The sequence below is a fragment of the Vibrio sp. Isolate24 genome (genome assembly GCF_022398215.1).
Lineage (GTDB): Bacteria > Pseudomonadota > Gammaproteobacteria > Enterobacterales > Vibrionaceae > Vibrio > Vibrio coralliilyticus_A.
Map to the genome: position 1 here is coordinate 40,264 of NZ_JAKEUU010000004.1, position 18,251 is coordinate 58,514.

At 44.0% G+C, this 18,251-nt stretch carries 17 protein-coding genes; 4 read left to right on the forward strand and 13 right to left on the reverse strand.

Translation table 11 applies throughout. The annotated features are described in order from the left end of the window. Positions 1-9 precede the first annotated feature (9 nt). On the reverse strand, positions 10-945 hold the full coding sequence (gene ribF / locus L1D23_RS16920) for a bifunctional riboflavin kinase/FAD synthetase (protein ID WP_239868666.1): 936 nt from the start codon (positions 943-945) through the stop codon (positions 10-12). Between the two features lie 72 nt (positions 946-1,017). Beyond that, a complete protein-coding gene (gene murJ / locus L1D23_RS16925; protein WP_239868669.1) occupies positions 1,018-2,580 on the reverse strand; it encodes a murein biosynthesis integral membrane protein MurJ in 1,563 nt (520 codons plus the stop codon). Between the two features lie 260 nt (positions 2,581-2,840). Between murJ and rpsT the strand changes: the two genes are divergently transcribed. After that, positions 2,841-3,101, forward strand: coding sequence for a 30S ribosomal protein S20 (rpsT, locus tag L1D23_RS16930; protein ID WP_004410238.1), 261 nt, complete (start codon positions 2,841-2,843; stop codon positions 3,099-3,101). A gap of 97 nt (positions 3,102-3,198) precedes the next feature. Here rpsT and L1D23_RS16935 read toward each other — a convergent pair whose 3' ends face one another. Together L1D23_RS16935 and nhaR are read right to left on the reverse strand one after the other, a co-directional pair. After that, positions 3,199-3,504: a metalloregulator ArsR/SmtB family transcription factor gene (locus L1D23_RS16935; RefSeq protein ID WP_239838488.1), complete on the reverse strand. Its 306-nt coding sequence runs from the start codon at positions 3,502-3,504 to the stop codon at positions 3,199-3,201. A gap of 127 nt (positions 3,505-3,631) precedes the next feature. Further along, on the reverse strand, positions 3,632-4,522 hold the full coding sequence (nhaR, locus tag L1D23_RS16940) for a transcriptional activator NhaR (protein ID WP_239838489.1): 891 nt from the start codon (positions 4,520-4,522) through the stop codon (positions 3,632-3,634). A 406-nt stretch (positions 4,523-4,928) separates the two neighbouring features. On the opposite strand from nhaR, the gene L1D23_RS16945 reads away from it, so the two are divergent. Beyond that, entirely contained in the window at positions 4,929-6,074 is a 1,146-nt protein-coding gene (locus tag L1D23_RS16945; RefSeq protein WP_239868671.1) for a Na/Pi symporter, read from the forward strand. Positions 6,075-6,345: 271 nt separating this feature from the next. Here the strand turns inward: L1D23_RS16945 and L1D23_RS16950 are convergent, their stop codons facing one another. Genes L1D23_RS16950 through rppH form a run of 5 tightly spaced genes read right to left on the reverse strand, consistent with a single transcriptional unit; the run spans position 6,346 to position 11,640 of the window. After that, complete coding sequence (locus tag L1D23_RS16950) at positions 6,346-7,197, reverse strand: thymidylate synthase (RefSeq protein WP_239868674.1); 852 nt, start codon at positions 7,195-7,197, stop codon at positions 6,346-6,348. A 9-nt stretch (positions 7,198-7,206) separates the two neighbouring features. Next, on the reverse strand, positions 7,207-8,028 hold the full coding sequence (gene lgt, locus L1D23_RS16955; protein WP_239838492.1) for a prolipoprotein diacylglyceryl transferase: 822 nt from the start codon (positions 8,026-8,028) through the stop codon (positions 7,207-7,209). A 44-nt stretch (positions 8,029-8,072) separates the two neighbouring features. Next, positions 8,073-8,864: a sulfite exporter TauE/SafE family protein gene (locus tag L1D23_RS16960; RefSeq protein WP_255906151.1), complete on the reverse strand. Its 792-nt coding sequence runs from the start codon at positions 8,862-8,864 to the stop codon at positions 8,073-8,075. 8 nt (positions 8,865-8,872) lie between these two features. Beyond that, entirely contained in the window at positions 8,873-11,119 is a 2,247-nt protein-coding gene (ptsP, locus tag L1D23_RS16965; RefSeq protein WP_239868677.1) for a phosphoenolpyruvate--protein phosphotransferase, read from the reverse strand. A gap of 2 nt (positions 11,120-11,121) precedes the next feature. Then, positions 11,122-11,640 carry an RNA pyrophosphohydrolase gene (gene rppH, locus L1D23_RS16970; RefSeq protein WP_239838494.1) on the reverse strand — a complete coding sequence of 173 codons (519 nt, stop codon included), beginning with the start codon at positions 11,638-11,640 and terminating at the stop codon, positions 11,122-11,124. Between the two features lie 621 nt (positions 11,641-12,261). On the opposite strand from rppH, the gene mutH reads away from it, so the two are divergent. Then, on the forward strand, positions 12,262-12,927 hold the full coding sequence (gene mutH, locus L1D23_RS16975; RefSeq protein WP_239868680.1) for a DNA mismatch repair endonuclease MutH: 666 nt from the start codon (positions 12,262-12,264) through the stop codon (positions 12,925-12,927). A gap of 1 nt (position 12,928) precedes the next feature. Here the strand turns inward: mutH and L1D23_RS16980 are convergent, their stop codons facing one another. After that, positions 12,929-13,240, reverse strand: coding sequence for a DUF6482 family protein (locus L1D23_RS16980; RefSeq protein WP_239868683.1), 312 nt, complete (start codon positions 13,238-13,240; stop codon positions 12,929-12,931). 127 nt (positions 13,241-13,367) lie between these two features. Here L1D23_RS16980 and L1D23_RS16985 point away from each other — a divergent pair, with 127 nt between their 5' ends. Continuing rightward, positions 13,368-14,402 (forward strand): NADP(H)-dependent aldo-keto reductase, encoded by a 1,035-nt coding sequence (locus L1D23_RS16985; RefSeq protein WP_239868686.1) that lies wholly within the window; start codon positions 13,368-13,370, stop codon positions 14,400-14,402. Positions 14,403-14,473: 71 nt separating this feature from the next. On the opposite strand, the gene L1D23_RS16990 is transcribed toward L1D23_RS16985, so the two are convergent. The 3 genes from L1D23_RS16990 to L1D23_RS17000 form a co-directional block, all read right to left on the reverse strand. Continuing rightward, positions 14,474-14,725 (reverse strand): DUF1127 domain-containing protein, encoded by a 252-nt coding sequence (locus L1D23_RS16990; RefSeq protein ID WP_239838498.1) that lies wholly within the window; start codon positions 14,723-14,725, stop codon positions 14,474-14,476. A gap of 514 nt (positions 14,726-15,239) precedes the next feature. After that, positions 15,240-16,574 (reverse strand): cyclic-di-GMP-binding transcriptional regulator VpsR, encoded by a 1,335-nt coding sequence (gene vpsR, locus L1D23_RS16995; protein WP_239868689.1) that lies wholly within the window; start codon positions 16,572-16,574, stop codon positions 15,240-15,242. Positions 16,575-16,871: 297 nt separating this feature from the next. Next, on the reverse strand, positions 16,872-18,209 hold the full coding sequence (locus L1D23_RS17000) for an MATE family efflux transporter (RefSeq protein ID WP_239868692.1): 1,338 nt from the start codon (positions 18,207-18,209) through the stop codon (positions 16,872-16,874). Between the last annotated feature and the right edge of the window lie 42 nt (positions 18,210-18,251).

The following is an 18,251-nucleotide window of genomic DNA, read 5'->3' on the forward strand; positions in this document are numbered from 1 at the left end:
CTAGACCGTTTAGCTATTACGCTGACGCAGCCACACCCTTGCTGCTTCAGCATCCAATTCAATTTGTTGTTTCAATGCTTCAAATGAGTCAAATTTATGCTCATCGCGAAGCTTGTGTAAAAGTACGATTTCTAGCTGCTTGCCATATAAATTGGCTTGAAAGTCAAACAAATGTACTTCTAGTTGCTGGCGAACCCCGTTCACGGTTGGACGGTTGCCAATATTTGCTACGCCCCCAATCGGTTTGCCTCCAAGGCCTAGAGCCTCAACGACATAAACGCCTGATACAGGTGACACGCAACGCTTCAGTGGGATATTCGCTGTAGGAAAACCAATGGTTCTTCCTAACTTACGACCGTGTGATACTCGACCACTGATGCTGTAATCTCGACCCAGCATCTCTGCTGCTGAGTGCAACTCATCACTTGCTAAGGCTTCGCGGATCGCTGTACTGCTGACACGCAATTGCTCGAGACAGAAACTTTGTGTGCTAACGACTTCAAAACCGTATTTTTTACCGGCTTCTCTGAGCATATGGAAGTTGCCTTTTCGGCCTTTACCAAAGCAGAAATCATCACCAACAACGAGAAACTTAACACCCAATCGCTTCACCAACAAGTCGCTAATAAACTCATTTGCCGTCTGATTAGCAAAGCGCTTGTTGAAATTAACACAAAGTAAGCGTTCTATACTCAATTTACTCAGCTGGACAAATTTGTCTCTCAATCGAGTTAGTCTCGCCGGCGCTCTCTCTTTTGCAAATAACTCCAAAGGCTGAGGCTCAAACGTCATGACCGTTGCAGGTAAGCCTAATTTAGCAGCCTGCTCAGACACTTGACGCAGTACCGCTTGGTGACCTAAATGCACACCGTCAAAGTTTCCTATCGTCAGGACACACCCAGCATGATGTGCTTTGATGTTGTGAATACCTCGGATCAATTCCATTGGAAGCTTCTAATTCCTGTCTTCTTTATTATTAGCAAAGTGTGAAACTGACGGATTATATACTAATCCCCCTTATTCTGTCGCTGCTTTTAGATCTTTTAAACGCACCCCTAACACAGCAAGTGTGAGCAGATAAACGACGGCTCCCAATCCGATCAAGATTGTCAGTGAAGTTACCCGCTCAAGCAGGCTCCACATAAGCCATACCGACATCTCCTCTAACTGCCAAAGAATGGATGTCACCATCAAGCCCCCAGCCAATGCCAGCTTACATATGAAGATCAGGGTCTTGCGCGTCAGTGTATAGACCCCAGCAACATGTAACCCACGATACAGCAGCGACATATTGACAAATGCTGACAGTGCTGTAGCGATAGCCAAACCAACATAGCCATAGAACCAAGCAAAAATAGCATTAAAGACCATGTTGGCTACCATCGCAATGATGCCATATTTGACCGGTGTTTTCGTGTCTTGGCGAGAGTAATAACCGGGAGCTAACACCTTGATCAGCATAAAGTTAAGTAATCCTGAAGCATAAGCAATCAGCGACAACGATGCGAACTGTACGTCCTGAGGACTGAACTCACCACGCATAAACAGCACCATCAACATTGGCTTTGCCAATACCATCAAGCCAAGCATTGCAGGTATTCCAAGTAACGTTACCATACGCACGCCCCAATCCATGGTTTGGGCAAAGCCATCACTATGATCATCGACATGTTTACGCGACAACGCTGGCAGTATCACAGTGGCAATCGCGATGCCAAATAGTCCAAGAGGAAACTCCAACAAGCGATCTGAATAGTAAAGCCAACTGATAGAGCCAGTCTGAAGAAAACTGGCAATAAAGGTATCAAACAACAAATTAATCTGACTGACTGAGACACCAAATAGAGCGGGAATCATCAAGGTACGGATTTTGACCACTCCGGGATCGCGCCAACCCCATTTAGGTCTCACCATAACACCCGCCTTAATAAGGAAAGGGATCTGAAATAGAAACTGGACCAAGCCGCCTAAGAACACCCCAATCGCTAAGCCAATTTCAGGCTGAGTCATATTCGGCGAAATAAACCACGCCGAGAGGATGATCATAACGTTGAGAAATACCGGAGTAAAAGATGATACCGCGAACTTACCCATGGTATTGAGAATCGCACCAGATAACGCGACAAAAGTAATGAACCATAGATACGGGAAGGTAATTTTGAGAATGAAGCTCGCCAGCTCAAACTTTTCAGCCGATGGCCCACCATTCAACCAATCAAGAAACCAGCCAAAGCCAAATAATGCCGTTACCACACCAGAACCTAAAACTCCCAGCACAGTTACAATAGAGACAAGCACACCTAAGGTACCTGCAGCTCTGGCAATCAGTTGCCTCGTTTTATCCATGTCACCCGCGGCGTGATACTCCGTTAAAACAGGGACAAACGCCTGAGAAAATGCCCCTTCAGCGAATAGGCGACGTAAAAAATTGGGAATTTTATTGGCAAAGAAAAAGACATCGGCACTCGCGCCAGCCCCCATTAAATTCGCCACTACCACATCGCGTACTAATCCAAGCACACGAGAAATCAAAGTCATAGCACTAACAATTAGGCCAGACTTGAGCAGACGTTTACTCACAGCTACCTCGGGAATCCTGCAATACTTTCAATAAGGCTCCACTCTATGACAGGAATGTCAGGACTAGAGAAGATTAGTATTAGCAATGAAAAAAAAATACTGATAGAATCCCCGCCATCTTAACCGTGAAGACCTTTCTAATCCAAAATTTGTTTGGTTCCGATTGGTTTTTGCACAAATCATTTGACATTTAGGCGCAAATGAGGGATATTCCTCGCCCTTAAATTGTCACCGAACTAAAGTTTTTGGGAGTTAGACCCTTGGCAAATAGTAAATCTGCTAAGAAGCGCGCTATCCAGGCTGAGAAACGTCGCCAGCACAATGCTAGCCGTCGTTCAATGATGCGCACTTACATGAAGAAAACTGTTGCTGCTATCGAAGCAGGCGACAAAGCTGCTGCAACTGAAGCATTTGCTACAGTTACACCAATCCTAGACCGCATGGCAACTAAAGGCCTTATTCACAAGAATAAAGCTGCTCGTCATAAGTCTCGTTTCGCTGCTGCAATCAAAGCTCTTTAATAGAACTCTGATTTCCCAGTGAAAAAAAACCGGCTCAGGCCGGTTTTTTTATATTTGAATTTCACAAAGTGAGTACCCAATATCTAACGATGGTAGGTTAATCCGTCATTTCACTGCAGTATAAGCTGTGTAGTAAATGGATCATTGATTTCACTTCTTCACTGCTTAGTGTGTAAAAGACCGTTTGTGCTTCTTTGCGTGTATCAACTAAGCCATCACGGCGCAACCAAGCTAAGTGTTGCGACAGCGCTGACTGACTTAATTCGAGCTTGCTGCACAATTCCCCCACAGACAACTCTTGGTTATGTAATAAACATAAAATCTGCAAACGTCTCTCGTTCGCCATCGCTTTAAGTAGTACCACCGCTTTGGCAGAATTCTTTTCCATTTCTTGTAAATTCATCGGCTAGTACCCCTTGAAACAACAAAACATCAACAAATCTCAGCCTGTAATTAATAAATTGATACATTTATAGCTGATACTAATCTATTTACATCCAGTAATCTATTTGTAGAAATGAAAAAGGTTCTCACTGAAAGAGATTCGTGAAGTCTGCATCACAGACATTCTTCACTGCTGGGTGTTGAATCATACGCTCAGCGAAAATCACGTAATATTCTTCTTTAAGCTCATCAATATGACCGATCAACTGCAAAGGTAAATCACTTTCGACTTCCGACACATATAAAGAAGGGGCAAGAAAAATAACATCGTGATGGTAACGAGCAAAAGATTTCATTAAAGCGACATCATCAAACTCACCAAGAATGTTTGGTTGAAGCCCCTGACGATCGAACCACTGCAGAACTTTCCGCCCCATTGCCGTTCGACTCCCCGGTATCAATAATTTTCGCTGTTCAAGCACTGCAGGAAATTTTACCTGTTCAACACTTCGGCTAGAGAAGAAGCTCATATTGCACTCCCCTAACTTCTTGCTGTATAAGCCGGGACTTTGACTGGAGTCAACAGGGCAATCGGACAAGATCATATCCAGTTTATGCTGAGATAACTGCTCAAGTAGCATTTCATGGGTCGATTCAAAACAACGTAAATGGATACTGTTATCAGGAGGAACTGTGGTCATTAGAATTTTACTGACTAACCTTTTTGATAAGGCATCAGCAACTCCTACATCAAACAGTATATTGGATCGCTGGCTATAGTTGACAATATCCAGCATCTCGTAGCTTAAGCCAAACATTCGGTCAGCGTATTTAAATACCAGTTGACCAAGCTCGGTTGGCTCGATACTTCGACCATTTCTTTTGGTCAGTTTACCGTCCATACGCTCTTCAAGCGCTTTGATCTGCCCAGTTACCGTCTGAGGAGTGAGGAATAACGCATCAGCAGCTTTGGTCACTGATCCCTGCTTACATACCATCCAGAAGTAATAAAGATGGTTGTAATTTAAATGCGACATGAAAAATCTCTCTGCTTTATATATGGCTATGGTTATAGCAGAAGCTTCAAATGACAACAATCTTTCGAAAAAACCGACCTCATAACAAAAAAAACAAGATTTTACCGATAAGTAATAAAAGTTATATGACAAAGCCATACTAGGAAGCTTGTTACAGCATGGTCAATTTGTGAAATGACTCCATTTTCCAACACTCTCAGAAAACCTCAGAAAAACCAATAAAACCTCTTACTTTTCAATATCATAAAGGCAGTGAAAAAGTAAATAAACATTGAAAATTGCGACGGAGAGATAAAAAAAATCCCATTACACATAACTGTAATATTAATGAAATATTTCCCCTCTACTATCGCCCACAGTTTCAACAACCGACCAATACAAATTTATACGGTCCACGGAGAAAATTATGAACCAAGCTACTACTACAGCGGCGCCGATATCGAGCACTACTCGCTGGTTACGCTGGGCTAACTTGGCATTCATGTTATACCTACTGCTTCTGGCAGTATCTATGGTAGGCAGTGGCTTTAAATGGGCGACAGGCGATCAAGCTAAAGTTCTCTTCGAATTCGCTTCTCATCCAGTAGCAGGCCTGATGATAGGTCTTGTCGCAACCGCTCTTATCCAATCTTCCAGTACAGTAACATCGATCATTGTTGGCCTTGTGGCAGGCGGTTTACCAGTAGAAACCGCGATCCCTATGATCATGGGTGCCAACATAGGTACCACTGTCACCAACACCTTGGTCTCACTAGGTCATATCCGCAATAAAGAAGAGTTTAAACGTGCTTTTGCAAGCGCAACCATTCACGACTTCTTTAACCTTCTCGCGGTCGCAATCTTCCTACCACTCGAAATGATGTTTGGTATCCTTGAGAAAATTTCTCACTGGCTAGTATCACCATTCCTCGCGACTGGCGATATGAGTATGAAAGGCCTGAACTTCATCAAGCCAATCACAAAGCCAGTTGTTAACGCAGTAAAAGAGCCGCTAGCAACCTTTGGTGATACTGTAGGTGGCGTACTACTTATCGTGCTTGGTATTGCAACCATCTTCGTTGCTATCACTGTGATGGGTAAACTGATGAAGAGTCTAATGGTTGGCCGTGCTCGTGAAATCTTAAAGAGCGCCATTGGTCGTGGCCCTATTCACGGTATCTTTTCTGGTTCAGTCGTCACTATACTGGTTCAATCGTCTTCAACCACTACCAGCCTAATGGTTCCGCTTGTAGGTTCAGGTGTATTGAAAGTTCGTGATGTCTACCCGTTCACACTAGGCGCCAACATCGGTACATGTATTACCGCACTATTGGCAGCAACAGCAGCATCAGGTGAGTTCGCAGTATTCGCTCTGCAAATCGCTCTAGTACACCTAGCGTTTAATATCCTAGCAACTGTGTTTATCTTTGGTATTCCATTCCTACGTGAATTACCAGTCAAAGCCGCTGACGTCATCTCTGATATGGCAGTGAAGAACAAAGCTGTAGTGGCTGGTTACCTTATTGCGGTATTCCTTGTACTGCCAGGTAGCATCCTAGCGCTGACTGCTTAATTCGAAGAACCATCGCTTATTCAAAGCCCGCAACCTAGGTTGCGGGCTTTTTGCTTGTCTAAGCTTCGCTGATGAAGAAGGATACGGGAACGAATTTCATCCTGCGGAGAAATAAAGAGCTAAGTTGTGGTTAAGTAAACAACACTAGTTTTCAACAAGGCGACGCTCGATCCCACTTTCCAGTACCAAAGCGCTCCATAAGGTGCCGCCCGTTCTTTCTCGTATAAAAAAGCCGCCCAATTTTAGGCGGCTGTTTAACAACTCGTGCTGATTACACTGAGAATGGATATTGAATTGGGTCATGATGCTCGTAGCCCTCAACCCAAAAGTCATCCAATGTGACCCAAGTTTCCAAATCTTCTAGAGACTTGATATCCGGGTTGATATGGAACGTAGGTGATGCCAAAGGCTCTCGCTTCAACTGAACGTCACGCATCAACTCAAGCTGATCTTCATAGATGTGAGCATTAACTATCTTGTGGTAAGCCAGCCCCGGTTTTTTACCTGTAATCTGAGCCATAATAGCCAAGAACACGTACACCTGAACCATGTTGAAATTCAGGCCAAGAGGCACATCACATGAGCGCTGAGTACTGTTGAGATACAGAGTATCACCTAATAATGAGAAATGATGGCTATACATACAAGGACGCAAGCACCCCATGTGAAATTCACCGGGATTGTAGAAGTTCAAGATTTCACCTCGATCATCCACACCTCGAGTCAAGTCATCGACAATCTTACGCAGTTGATCGATATGACCACCGTCTGGTTTCGCCCACGCACGTCCCTGAACGCCATAAACGCGGCCCATGTCGTCCTCACCTTTTCGATAAGGATTCTTAAGCCAAGCTTGGTTTAGGTTTGCATTCGCATCCCAAGTTTTGGTACCGAGCTTACGAAAAGCTTCCGCGCTGTCGTAACCACGAATATAACCGAGTAGCTCAGCCACCGCAGCTTTCCAAAAGCTTTTACGTGTTGTCACTAATGGGAACTGGTTGTGGCCAACATCGTAAGTCAGATCAGCGTTGATGACCGTCAGGCAGCGTTTTCCTGTACGTTCATTTTCAATCCACTCACCATGCTCAACGATACGCTGACAGAGATCCAAATACTGTTTCACACCAAGTCCTTACTTCATTTGTTGTGGGATTTCATCTTTGTAGTGACCACGCTTGTAAGCCCAAACCATCATCAGGATACCAACGATAACCATAGGCAGAGACAGGATTTGCCCCATTGAGATAAATCCGCCAAACAATCCCAGATGGGCATCAGGCTCACGAACGTATTCGACAAGGAAACGGAATGTACCATAACCCGCTAAAAATAGCCCTGATACTGAGCCTAGTGGGCGAGGTTTTTTAATAAACCAATTGAGAATGAAGAACAGCACAATACCTTCTAAGAACATCTCATAGAGCTGGGAGGGATGCCGAGGTAAAGGCCCGCCATTAGGGAAAACGATCGCCCACGGCACATCGGTAACCCGTCCCCATAACTCACTGTTCATAAAGTTGCCTAAACGCCCCATACCTAAGCCAAACGGTACAAGCGGTGCAATGAAATCAGCGACACCAAAGAAGGTACGGCCATTCTTCTTGGCATACCACAACATCGCAGTAATGACACCCAATAAGCCACCGTGGAATGACATTCCACCCGTCCATACTTTAAATAAGTAAAGCGGATCTTGTAGGAACAAATCGAAGTTATAAAAGAGCACGTAACCCACTCGGCCGCCAATCACGACGCCAAGAAAACCGGCAAACAATAAGTCTGACACTTGCTCGCGTGTCCAGCCGCTGTCTGGCTTATCTGCACGGCGATTTGCCAGCCAAAGTGCAAAAGCAAAACCAACCAGATACATCAGCCCGTACCAGCGAATGGACAGGGGTCCAATCGCAACTAAAACGGGATCGATATTAGGAAATTCAAAATATCCCTGAGACATAAAACTATACTCTTTTGGTATTTAGATAATTAGGTGAGATTCCACTACAGCAACATAGTTCCAGCAACAAAGAGTAAAAATACTGCAAAAATTTTCTTCAATGTTGCGGTGGGTAATGAGGTGGCAAGTTTGGCACCGACACGGGTCGTCAACATTGAAGTCGACGCAATCGCAATCAGCGCTGGCACATAAACATATCCCAAGCTGTAAGAAGGCAACGATTGTGCCTGATAACCATGCAAGATGAAACCAATCATACCGGAGATGGCAATAAAGCAACCACAAACTGAGGAGGAGCCAACCGCTTTACGCATTTCAATCCCATGTCGGTTCAAAAACGGGACAGATAAAGAGCCTCCACCGATGCCCGCTAGGCTCGAGACCATTCCAATCCCGGTGCCAATTGTCAATGTTGCCCCATTACCCGGCATGACTCTCTGGCTCTGCCCTTTGATGGAAAACAACATTTGTATGGCTAAACACAGCACAATCACACCAAACACCTTAGGCAGATACTGAGAAGGGATCCATTCAGCCACATTGGCTCCAAGAAAACCACCAACAACCACACCAGGCATCAACCACTTCACTACATACATGTCTACGTTACCGAGCTTAAAGTGGTTTAAAGCAGAAGAACCGGAAGTGACAATAATTGAGGCAAGAGAAGTCGCCAAGGCGATTTGCATACTGATAGCAGGGTCAATGCCTGCCATAGGTAGTAAAAAGAGCAAAGCAGGTACAACGATTAATCCGCCACCAATGCCGAGAAGCCCCGCCATAACCCCAACAATACTGCCTAGAAGGAGCAGCAAGACCACAAATTCAATATTCACGTTTTTCCTTATCGTTTACCTGCGCGGATAAAACCTGCAAAGCCTTTCTCTTCAAAGAAAGTTTGCATCATTGTATAAATATCATTGCCATACGGTTGCATCAATGCTTTGTCAGCAAGTTGCCTTAATTCACCACTGTCAGTGTGGCGCAGCAAGTATTTGACCTTAGCCACGTTGGATGTATTCATACTCAAACTACGATAACCCAAGCCAACCATAAGAAGTGCGCCAATAGGGTCGCCAGCCAATTCACCACAGATACAAACTGGCAATTGCAGTTGCTGGCATGTCTGCTGAATATGATCTAAAGCCATAATCACTGCGGGGTGCATCGATTCGTACACATCAGACACCCGTGCATTATTACGATCAACGGCCAGCAGATATTGGGTTAGATCGTTGGTCCCGATAGAAACAAAGTCGACTTTCTCTGCAATCAAAGGCAGCAAATAAATCATCGACGGCACTTCAATCATCACACCAATCGCAGGCATCTCAACCCTATCATCCAACTCTGAGACTTCCTGATAGGCACGCTCGATGAGATCGATCGCACCATCCAGCTCTTGAGCACCAGACACCATAGGCAGAAGTATACTCAAGTTATTGTGCTCAGCACTGGCACGCATCATAGCCCGAATTTGCATTAAAAAGATATCTGGATGATCTAGAGTAAATCGAATGCCCCGCCAGCCTAAAAATGGGTTATCTTCCTCGATAGGTAAATAAGGTAAAGCCTTATCTCCACCCACATCCAGCGTACGCATAACGACACGTTTATCGGGGTATGTGTTAAGGACAGATTGATACTGCAACGTTTGTTCATCTTCAGAAGGGAATCGATGTTGGAGCAAAAAAGAAATTTCAGTCCGATACAAACCTACGCCATCAACCCCTTGGTTCACCGCGATATTGGCATCCGCGCTTAAACCAGCATTAAGCATCACCTCGATACGAACCTCATCACTTGTACAAGCCGGCTCAAGAATTCGTTGGTTAACCATGCTCGCCAACTCACTCTCTTCATGAGCTAGCTCACGGTATTCTCTGAGTAGCTGCTTCCCCGGAGAAACAAAAATCTTGCCACTGTAGCCATCGACAATACCACGCTTGCCATTGATTGGCTTAGGGTTAAGCGTCACCCCCATCACAGCTGGGATCCCTAAAGCTCGCGATAAAATCGCTGCGTGGGAATTCGCGGCCCCTTCTAGAGAGATCACCGCTAGCAATTTTTCTTTAGGGATAGAAGCCAGTAAAGTCGCCGTGAGTTCACGCACAACCAAGATAACGGGTTTATCGATCTCGGGTTGATCTTTTTCTGTATTGTGGAGAAAGAACAATAAGCGCTGCCCCAGCTCTTTTATGTCCTGTGCTCGCTCTCTGAGGTAGACATCCGACATACGAGCAAATCGGTTAGAGTAGCTCTCAACAACTTGTCTTAACGCCCAATCGGCACGGTCCCCTTTTTGGATCTGTGCTTTGAGATCTTTGCGCAACATCGGATCGTTCAGCAAGTGCGTAAACAAATCGAAAATAGCCAGAGTGTCTTTGTTAATTTCACTATCAAGCTTCTTACGCATTCGACGGAAATCGCTCAGCGCATCTTCAATTGCCAGCAATAACCACTCTTGTTCACGGTCAACATCTAAGGTTGATGCGGGATACACCTCGGTCAAATCTGGTTGAGTATCATCCCACCAAAACTCACCAATCGCGACCCCAGACGAGGCTGGCACACCTTTGATGGCATGTTGCTTTTTCTCTAAGCGCCAGTGACCTTGCGTTTGAGCATGAGCGATGATCACCGCTAGCTGGGCCGCCAGAGTCACCAGAAAGGACTCTTCCATCTCATCAAACTGACGGGGCTGCTTTTGCTGTACAACCAGAACGCCTAAGACTTGCTTGCGATAGATAATAGGCGTGCCAAGAAAACTTTGATAAACCTCTTCGCCGAGCTGGGAAAAGTATTTAAAGCTAGGATGCCGAGAAGCTTCAGCAAGGTTGAGAGGTTCAGCGCTACGTTTGACCAAGCCGACCAAACCTTCGCTGAAATTGATATGAATTTTATTACCTTTAAAACGAAGGCCTTGAGTTGCCATTAACTCAAGGCGTTGCATTTCTTCATTAGCGAGATAGACAGTACAACACTCCGTGTTCATGGCGCTGCATGTTTGCTTTACTAAAACCTTTAGTGCCTGATGCACATCTTCGACTTTAGATACCCGTTCAACTATGTCCCTTAGTTGAGAAAGCATGTCTATCCTCTTTTATGTTTGCGTTTACCTTTCGCTCTGCGTTCTTTAAATGGCATTGCGACAGAGGCAAATTCCTTCATGGCTCGACGATAAACATCACGCTTAAAGGATACGACTTGCCTGACTGGATACCAGTAACTCACCCAACGCCAACCATCAAATTCAGGGGAATTCCCTCGCTGCATATTAATTCGTGATTCATCACAATCCAGACGAAGAAGGAACCATTTCTGTTTTTGTCCGATACAGACAGGTTTCGAATCCCAGCGCACTAATCGTTTTGGTAGTTTATACCTTAACCAATGACGGCTAGTGGCTACAATTTTTACCTCTTTTTTAGTAAGACCAACCTCTTCGTAGAGCTCCCGGTACATTGCCTGCTCAGGAGTTTCACCGTCGTCAATTCCTCCCTGAGGAAATTGCCATGAATGTTGCCCGTATCGTTTAGCCCAGAAGACCTGACCATGGTTGTTACAGATTACAATTCCCACATTTAAGCGGTAACCATCGCCATCTATCACTGGCCAACCTCTAATAAATTCTTAATTACAGTGATTTTTCCACATATCCCCAGATGTAGCAAACTTACTAGTGTGACTGATACGTAAAATATGGCTTAACTTGCCTTTCATGAATAACTTTTAGCCTAAAGCTAGGTTATACACACAAAGGTGAGACTCAGGCCACATTTATACACCTTTTCTGTGTATAACCATGTGTAGAATCTTAGTGAAAGTGATCGTTGTTTATCCATTACACCTTAAAACTCGATAAAACCTTAAATCAAAAACCAAAAAATAAAAATAAAATCAAAAAGATAAGAAAACAATGATAATTTACATCATGCTGTAATGATCAAACAGACAATCCCAAACACGATCGGTTAAAGATCCATCAGCACTATATTTATCCACAAAAAAAATAACAAATACAATTAGCGTTGGAAAATTCAAGTAAAAATTCGCATTAAAAGCACTGTTTATTCATACAACATGGAAAAATTACAACTAGCACACGACTAATTCTGTGGATAACTCATTAAACGATGATCTTTTCAACTCTAAGATCAATTTTTCACCAGTCACATTTGGATCAAATTCCGTTACAATGACCATCACATTTGACCAAGCCGATAAACCCACATGAAACCTGAACCCAAGTCAGAAACAGAGCTGCTTGACCGAGCAAGGGAGATTGCTGGTATCAGTTTTCAAGAGCTTGCCGCAGAAGCTGAGCTTACCATTCCACCTGATTTGAGAAGAGACAAAGGCTGGGTTGGACAACTACTCGAATGGCATCTGGGTGCCATAGCGGGTAGCAAGCCGCAACAAGACTTTGAACAACTAGGCATAGAGCTTAAAACAATCCCAATCAGTCATAGCGGAAAACCCTTAGAAACCACTTTTGTTTGTGTCGCACCATTAATAGGAGTTCAAGGTTTAACTTGGGAAACCAGTCATGTCCGCAACAAGCTATCACGTGTTCTTTGGGTGCCCGTACAAGGAGAGCGAGAAATTCCATTAGCCGAACGTCGAGTTGGCTCACCTCTTATTTGGTCACCAAACCAAAGCGAAGAATGTCAGCTCAAAACGGACTGGGAAGAACTGATGGAGATGATCGTTTTAGGAAGAGTCGAACAAATTACAGCGCGCCATGGCGAAGTCCTTCAACTAAGACCAAAAGCAGCCAACAGTCGTGTTTTAACCGAAGCCTATGGAGCGAGCGGCAAACCTATAATGACGTTGCCGCGCGGATTCTATCTTCGTACTCAGTTTACAGCCAAAATTCTTGAACAACACTTTGTCTAAATTAGTGCGTCGTTAGTGACAGCTCTACATCATGATAAAGTGGTGCATCCCCTGAGCCACATTCGTCATAGGCATTATGTAACCTGAGATAAGCCCTTTCGACACCAAGCCGCAATAGCTCCTCTTTAACAGAGTCTAATGATTCGAAATGAATCGTCTCATCATCTTGCTTAATAGGTTCCAATTTGTGCTTATACTCCACCGCGAGAAGGTAGTGTGAGAGATCTGAGCAACCAATGACAAACACTTTAGGTGGTTGATAGCTGTCTTTATGGTGTCCATGAATCCATTTATCTAATTGGCTTTTTTGCATAGCTTACCTCCGTATTTAAATTCTAGTTAACTACGCAGATTTTGCGAAATTGTTATCGTTCCCGTTTCATCTCATGTGACGATGCCCTATATTGGGATAACAAAGAGATATTGAGTAAGGAAGTTCAATGCAATACAACAAGTTACCGCATTCCACTCTTGAAATTAGTAAAATCTGTCTCGGTACCATGACATTTGGCGAGCAAAACACTGAACAAGAAGCATTTAGCCAGCTTGATTATGCGCTTGAACGTGGTGTGAATTTTATCGATACCGCTGAGATGTATCCGGTTCCACCTCAAGCAAATACTCAAGGTCTAACCGAGCAGTACATTGGTAACTGGCTGAAAACATCGGGAAAGAGAGAGAAAGTCGTACTGGCCACCAAAATTGCAGGGCCAAGAAATGTTCCTTACATCCGTGACAATATGAGCTTGAATAGACGTAATATTCATCAAGCAATAGACCAAAGTTTGCAGCGGCTGCAAACTGATTACGTTGATCTGTACCAACTGCACTGGCCTCAACGTAAGACAAACTGCTTCGGGCAACTCAATTACCCGTATCCAGATGAGCAGGAAGAAGTCACGTTAATTGAAACTCTCGAGAGTTTGGCGGAACTGATTAAAGCCGGTAAGGTTCGCTATATTGGTGTATCGAATGAAACCCCTTGGGGCGTTATGACGTTATTACGTCTGGCAGAAAAACATGAACTGCCACGTATTGTTTCCATTCAGAACCCATACAACCTGCTTAACCGCAGTTTTGAAATTGGCTTATCTGAAATTAGCCATTATGAAGGTGTTCAGCTTCTTGCCTACTCACCATTGGCATTTGGTTGTTTGAGCGGCAAATACCTCGATAATGCACGTCCACAAGGTGCAAGATGTTCGTTGTTTGAGCGCTTCGTGCGTTACTTTACACCGCAAGGCATCCAAGCAACGCAAGCTTACGTCAACCTTGCCAAAGAGCATGGGCTCGATCCTGCTCAAATGGCCTTAGCATTTGTTAATCAACGACCGTTCGTCGCCTCCAATATCATAGGAGCAACAAACCTGGAACAGCTCAAGTCTAATATTGACAGCCTTGATGTCGTATTAAGTGAAGAATTGCTTCAGGGACTTCAAGAGATTGGCACGACCTATTCCAATCCTTGCCCTTAACGAGAAACCAGCGACTGCATCAGTAGCTGGTTGATAATGTTCGGGCCAGCGAAGCAGACTGGCCCTTTTAATTACGTCGGTATTCGCGCACTGAGTACTCGACGAAGATGACGAATACGGCGTTCAGCTTTTACGCTATCTGGCTCTGTATGACCGACAGGGCGACCGTCTCTTTCTAAACCTATATCACGTAATAAACGCTCATTTTCCCATGGGATATGGAAGGCACTACGTCGAACTCGACGCTTCCACTCACGCTCCTCACGACGTAGGTCAGCTTTCACCAATAGCGTAGCAAGTTTTAGATATACAGAATGGCTCATGATAATTCTCCAGTTGGATGATAGACAGCTGGGAAAAGATCAACGAATAAACTGACAACAAAATGAGGACACTTTTAATTCGCTGCTTTTCCGCAGCCAATTAAAAATAAAAGGATACGGACTAATTACATTACTCGGGTAGATCTAGGATCACATGCAGCAGACTTATCTTGTTTAGTCGCCATGATCGCTGAGTGATCGCAAGACGCAATGTTCAATGAAGTAGCTTTGAAATGTTTCATTGTGCGCCTCCTAAGTAACGTATTAATCCAAATAGAAAAGTATTTCGGTTTATGAGCGTGTGCTCATGGTTAAATTCTATGCATCAACGATGATATTTCAACCACTTTGTTAGATAAAATTTAAATACAAGGTATTAACCTAAAAACACCCCAATAGAGCTTAATGATATAAGACATTCCACTAAGCAATATCAGATTAATCGACATATTAACTAGAGATAATATAAATACACACCAGTTAGCGTGTGACTTTATATAGCTAAAACAATTATTTATACCGTGGTGTCACTAATGAGGTTGTGCTTATTTAGCAATCGGTACATGGTCGCGCGTGATACACCCAACTCTTTTGCAGCCATCGACACCTGCCCAGAATGGGACTCTAATACCAGCAATAAAGCATCGCGCTCACTACGCTCACGAATACTCTTGAGGCTACGTTTACCATCGCTACGTTTAGGTAAATCTAGGTGTTGCTCATCCAACATCACCGTTTCAGACATCAAAACAATGCGCTTAATTTGATTCATTAACTCGCGAACATTGCCCGGCCAGTGGTAGCGAGTCAGAGCGCGGGTCGCTTCCTCAGTGTAGCTGCGAGCCTGAGCATTGTATTCTTTCGAATATTCCTGCAAGAAATGACGCGCCAATATCGCAATATCCCCTGCTCGTTCTTTTAAGCTTGGCACATTGATGCGCAAGACATTGATGTAGTGATAGAGTTCTTCATTGAAATCACCATCGATCAAGGCTTTTTCAATATCTGCCGAATTTGCCGCTAGGATACGCACATCTACTTCTTGGCGACCATTTATCGTTTCTATCGTACCTTCCTGAAGGAAGCGCAATAAATTCAGTTGCTGTGATTTAGGTAAGGTCAGAATATCGTTGAGCAGTATGGTGCCGCCATTGGCTTTCTCAAGAATTGAAGGCTCTGAAACATCATCACGATTAATACCAAACAAATCACTTTCAAGACGCCTTTCTGACATTGCACGGCAGTTTACTGAGATAAATTCTTTCTGCGCACGTGAAGAAGTTTTATGAACCGCTCGAGCCACAGTCTCTTTACCAGTACCACTCTCACCATAAATAAGAATACTGACATCAGTAGGACCAATACGCTTGATCTGGTCACGTAAACGCTTCATGGGGATCGACTCACCAATCAATCCCATATCGTTATTGCTGCCATAATGTGGCCAGACTTTTTTCTCTAGCTTAAGCATTCCAAGTTGATGACCAATCGTGCCCAATAGCTGAGCATCCGGAATCGGCGCAGTGAAGAAATCGATACAGAAGTTAACAATAAACTGGCAAATGGTATCTGAGCTTAACTGCGATTCACGAATAAATGCGAGCCAACGGACTTGCTTGTGTGTGCTAACCAAATTCGCAATACCATTGAGGCTGAACTCATCATGGCTAAGATCGACGATGCCAATACAAGGCCCTGTTTCACTGAACAAAGCATCTGCTTTGCGTAAATCTGCACATTGAGTGCAACGCCATCCAACTTGCTCTAACACCGACAGCCAGGGCTCGTACGTACCACCGACAACGACAAGTGAACCAGGAATGGAGTCCATTCGGAACTGATTAGCCATGAAATGTATCCCTATTGATTCAAATTTTAATGCAATGCCCAGAGGCACATGAAATTCAGCCGTTACATTATAGAGACTCGGCAAGATAATCTGTCTCATCTATAAGACTAGCCAGTGAATTATATAAATTCCAAACAACAATTCGAACAACATTCAAAGTGAATATGCATTTCCAAGCACAAAAAGAGAGATTGAGCCAAAGCTGCTGTGCAATCTTCCTTGATATTGCAGGCATCAGAAACGAAAAAACCGGTATAAGTCTCACCTATACCGGATTCATTGTAAACACGACTTCTATTAAGCCATCACGTATTCTGTCTGTTGTGTGTGATAGCGACGTACATCTCTTAATAGCATTAGCAACACCACAATACTGAGGGCAATATTGGATAATGGGTAAGCAATCCAAATACCCGGCACCCCCATCAGTTTCGGCATAACGTAAAGAAAAGGCAGTTGAATCAGCATATTACCTATAGTAACAAACATGGCTTTACTGCCTTTGTTAATCGCTTGGTAGTAGGCGCCTGTCACTACAAGGAATCCATCTAAAGCCAAGGCAAACATATGTAAACGGACACCTAATATTGTGTTTTCAATCAGTTTTTCATCGGAAGAATTAAATACCGAAACAAACTCGTTCGGAAAAATATTCAGCAATATGACAAAAACTAGGCCTAGCATCACAGAGCTCACCATTGCGACCTTAAGCAGCTTGCGAATGTTTTCTTGATGACGAGCACCATGGTTAAAACTCACCAAAGGCTGCATCCCATTGGCAATACCTTCCGCTGTTAAGTAGTAAACTGTAACGATGTAACCTAATATCGCGTAGGCACCAATCATGAGTTGATCGCCATACTGAGCAAATAAGCTATTATGCAATGCCACCATCACTGAACCATAGGCATACATAAAAAAGCTTGATGTACCAATAGAAAATATCTTTGGAACCAGTGCTACTCTCAATTTCAGCTCATGAAACCGAAGACGTAATTTGGCTCTCTCGGAAAAGAAGTACCCCACGCCCAACAAAGTGACCACCATTTGGGCAATCCCTGTCGCGATTGCTGCTCCTGTTAATTCCCACTCAAGCAAAGCAATAAATAAGTAGTCGAGTATGATATTGATCACCGCTCCAACGACCATCAACAAAGTCGCGAGATTTGGGCTATCGTCGTTACGCAGCAAAAATGGCATCGCTATCGAACCAAGTGTAAACACACTGGCACCAATCAAAATATGCAGATACTGCAATCCCAATTCGAAAACTCGCCCTTGCGCGCCTTGCCAATACAAAAAGTCATCCGCAAAGAAAAACAGCACACCTGATACCACAGGCGTGAGCGCAAGTAGCAACACTAAGCCTGTCGCCAAGGTTTGCTTTGCTCCTAAGGTATCCTTTTCCCCCTGACGAATAGACGTCATCGCTCCGGTACCCACTCCCACCAGCATACCAATACCAAGAATGGAACCAATAACCGGCCAAGCAACGTTGATGCCTGCTAATCCATCGGCACCGACGTAGCGGCCAATAAATACACCATCAACAACTTGGTAAAGACCGTTAACCAACATAGCGGCCACGGTTGGAATGGTGTATTTCCAAAATTGTTTATATATGGACGTTTGCATTTTCTCACCACAAGTTAGCCATGCTAACTAAATAGTTAAATT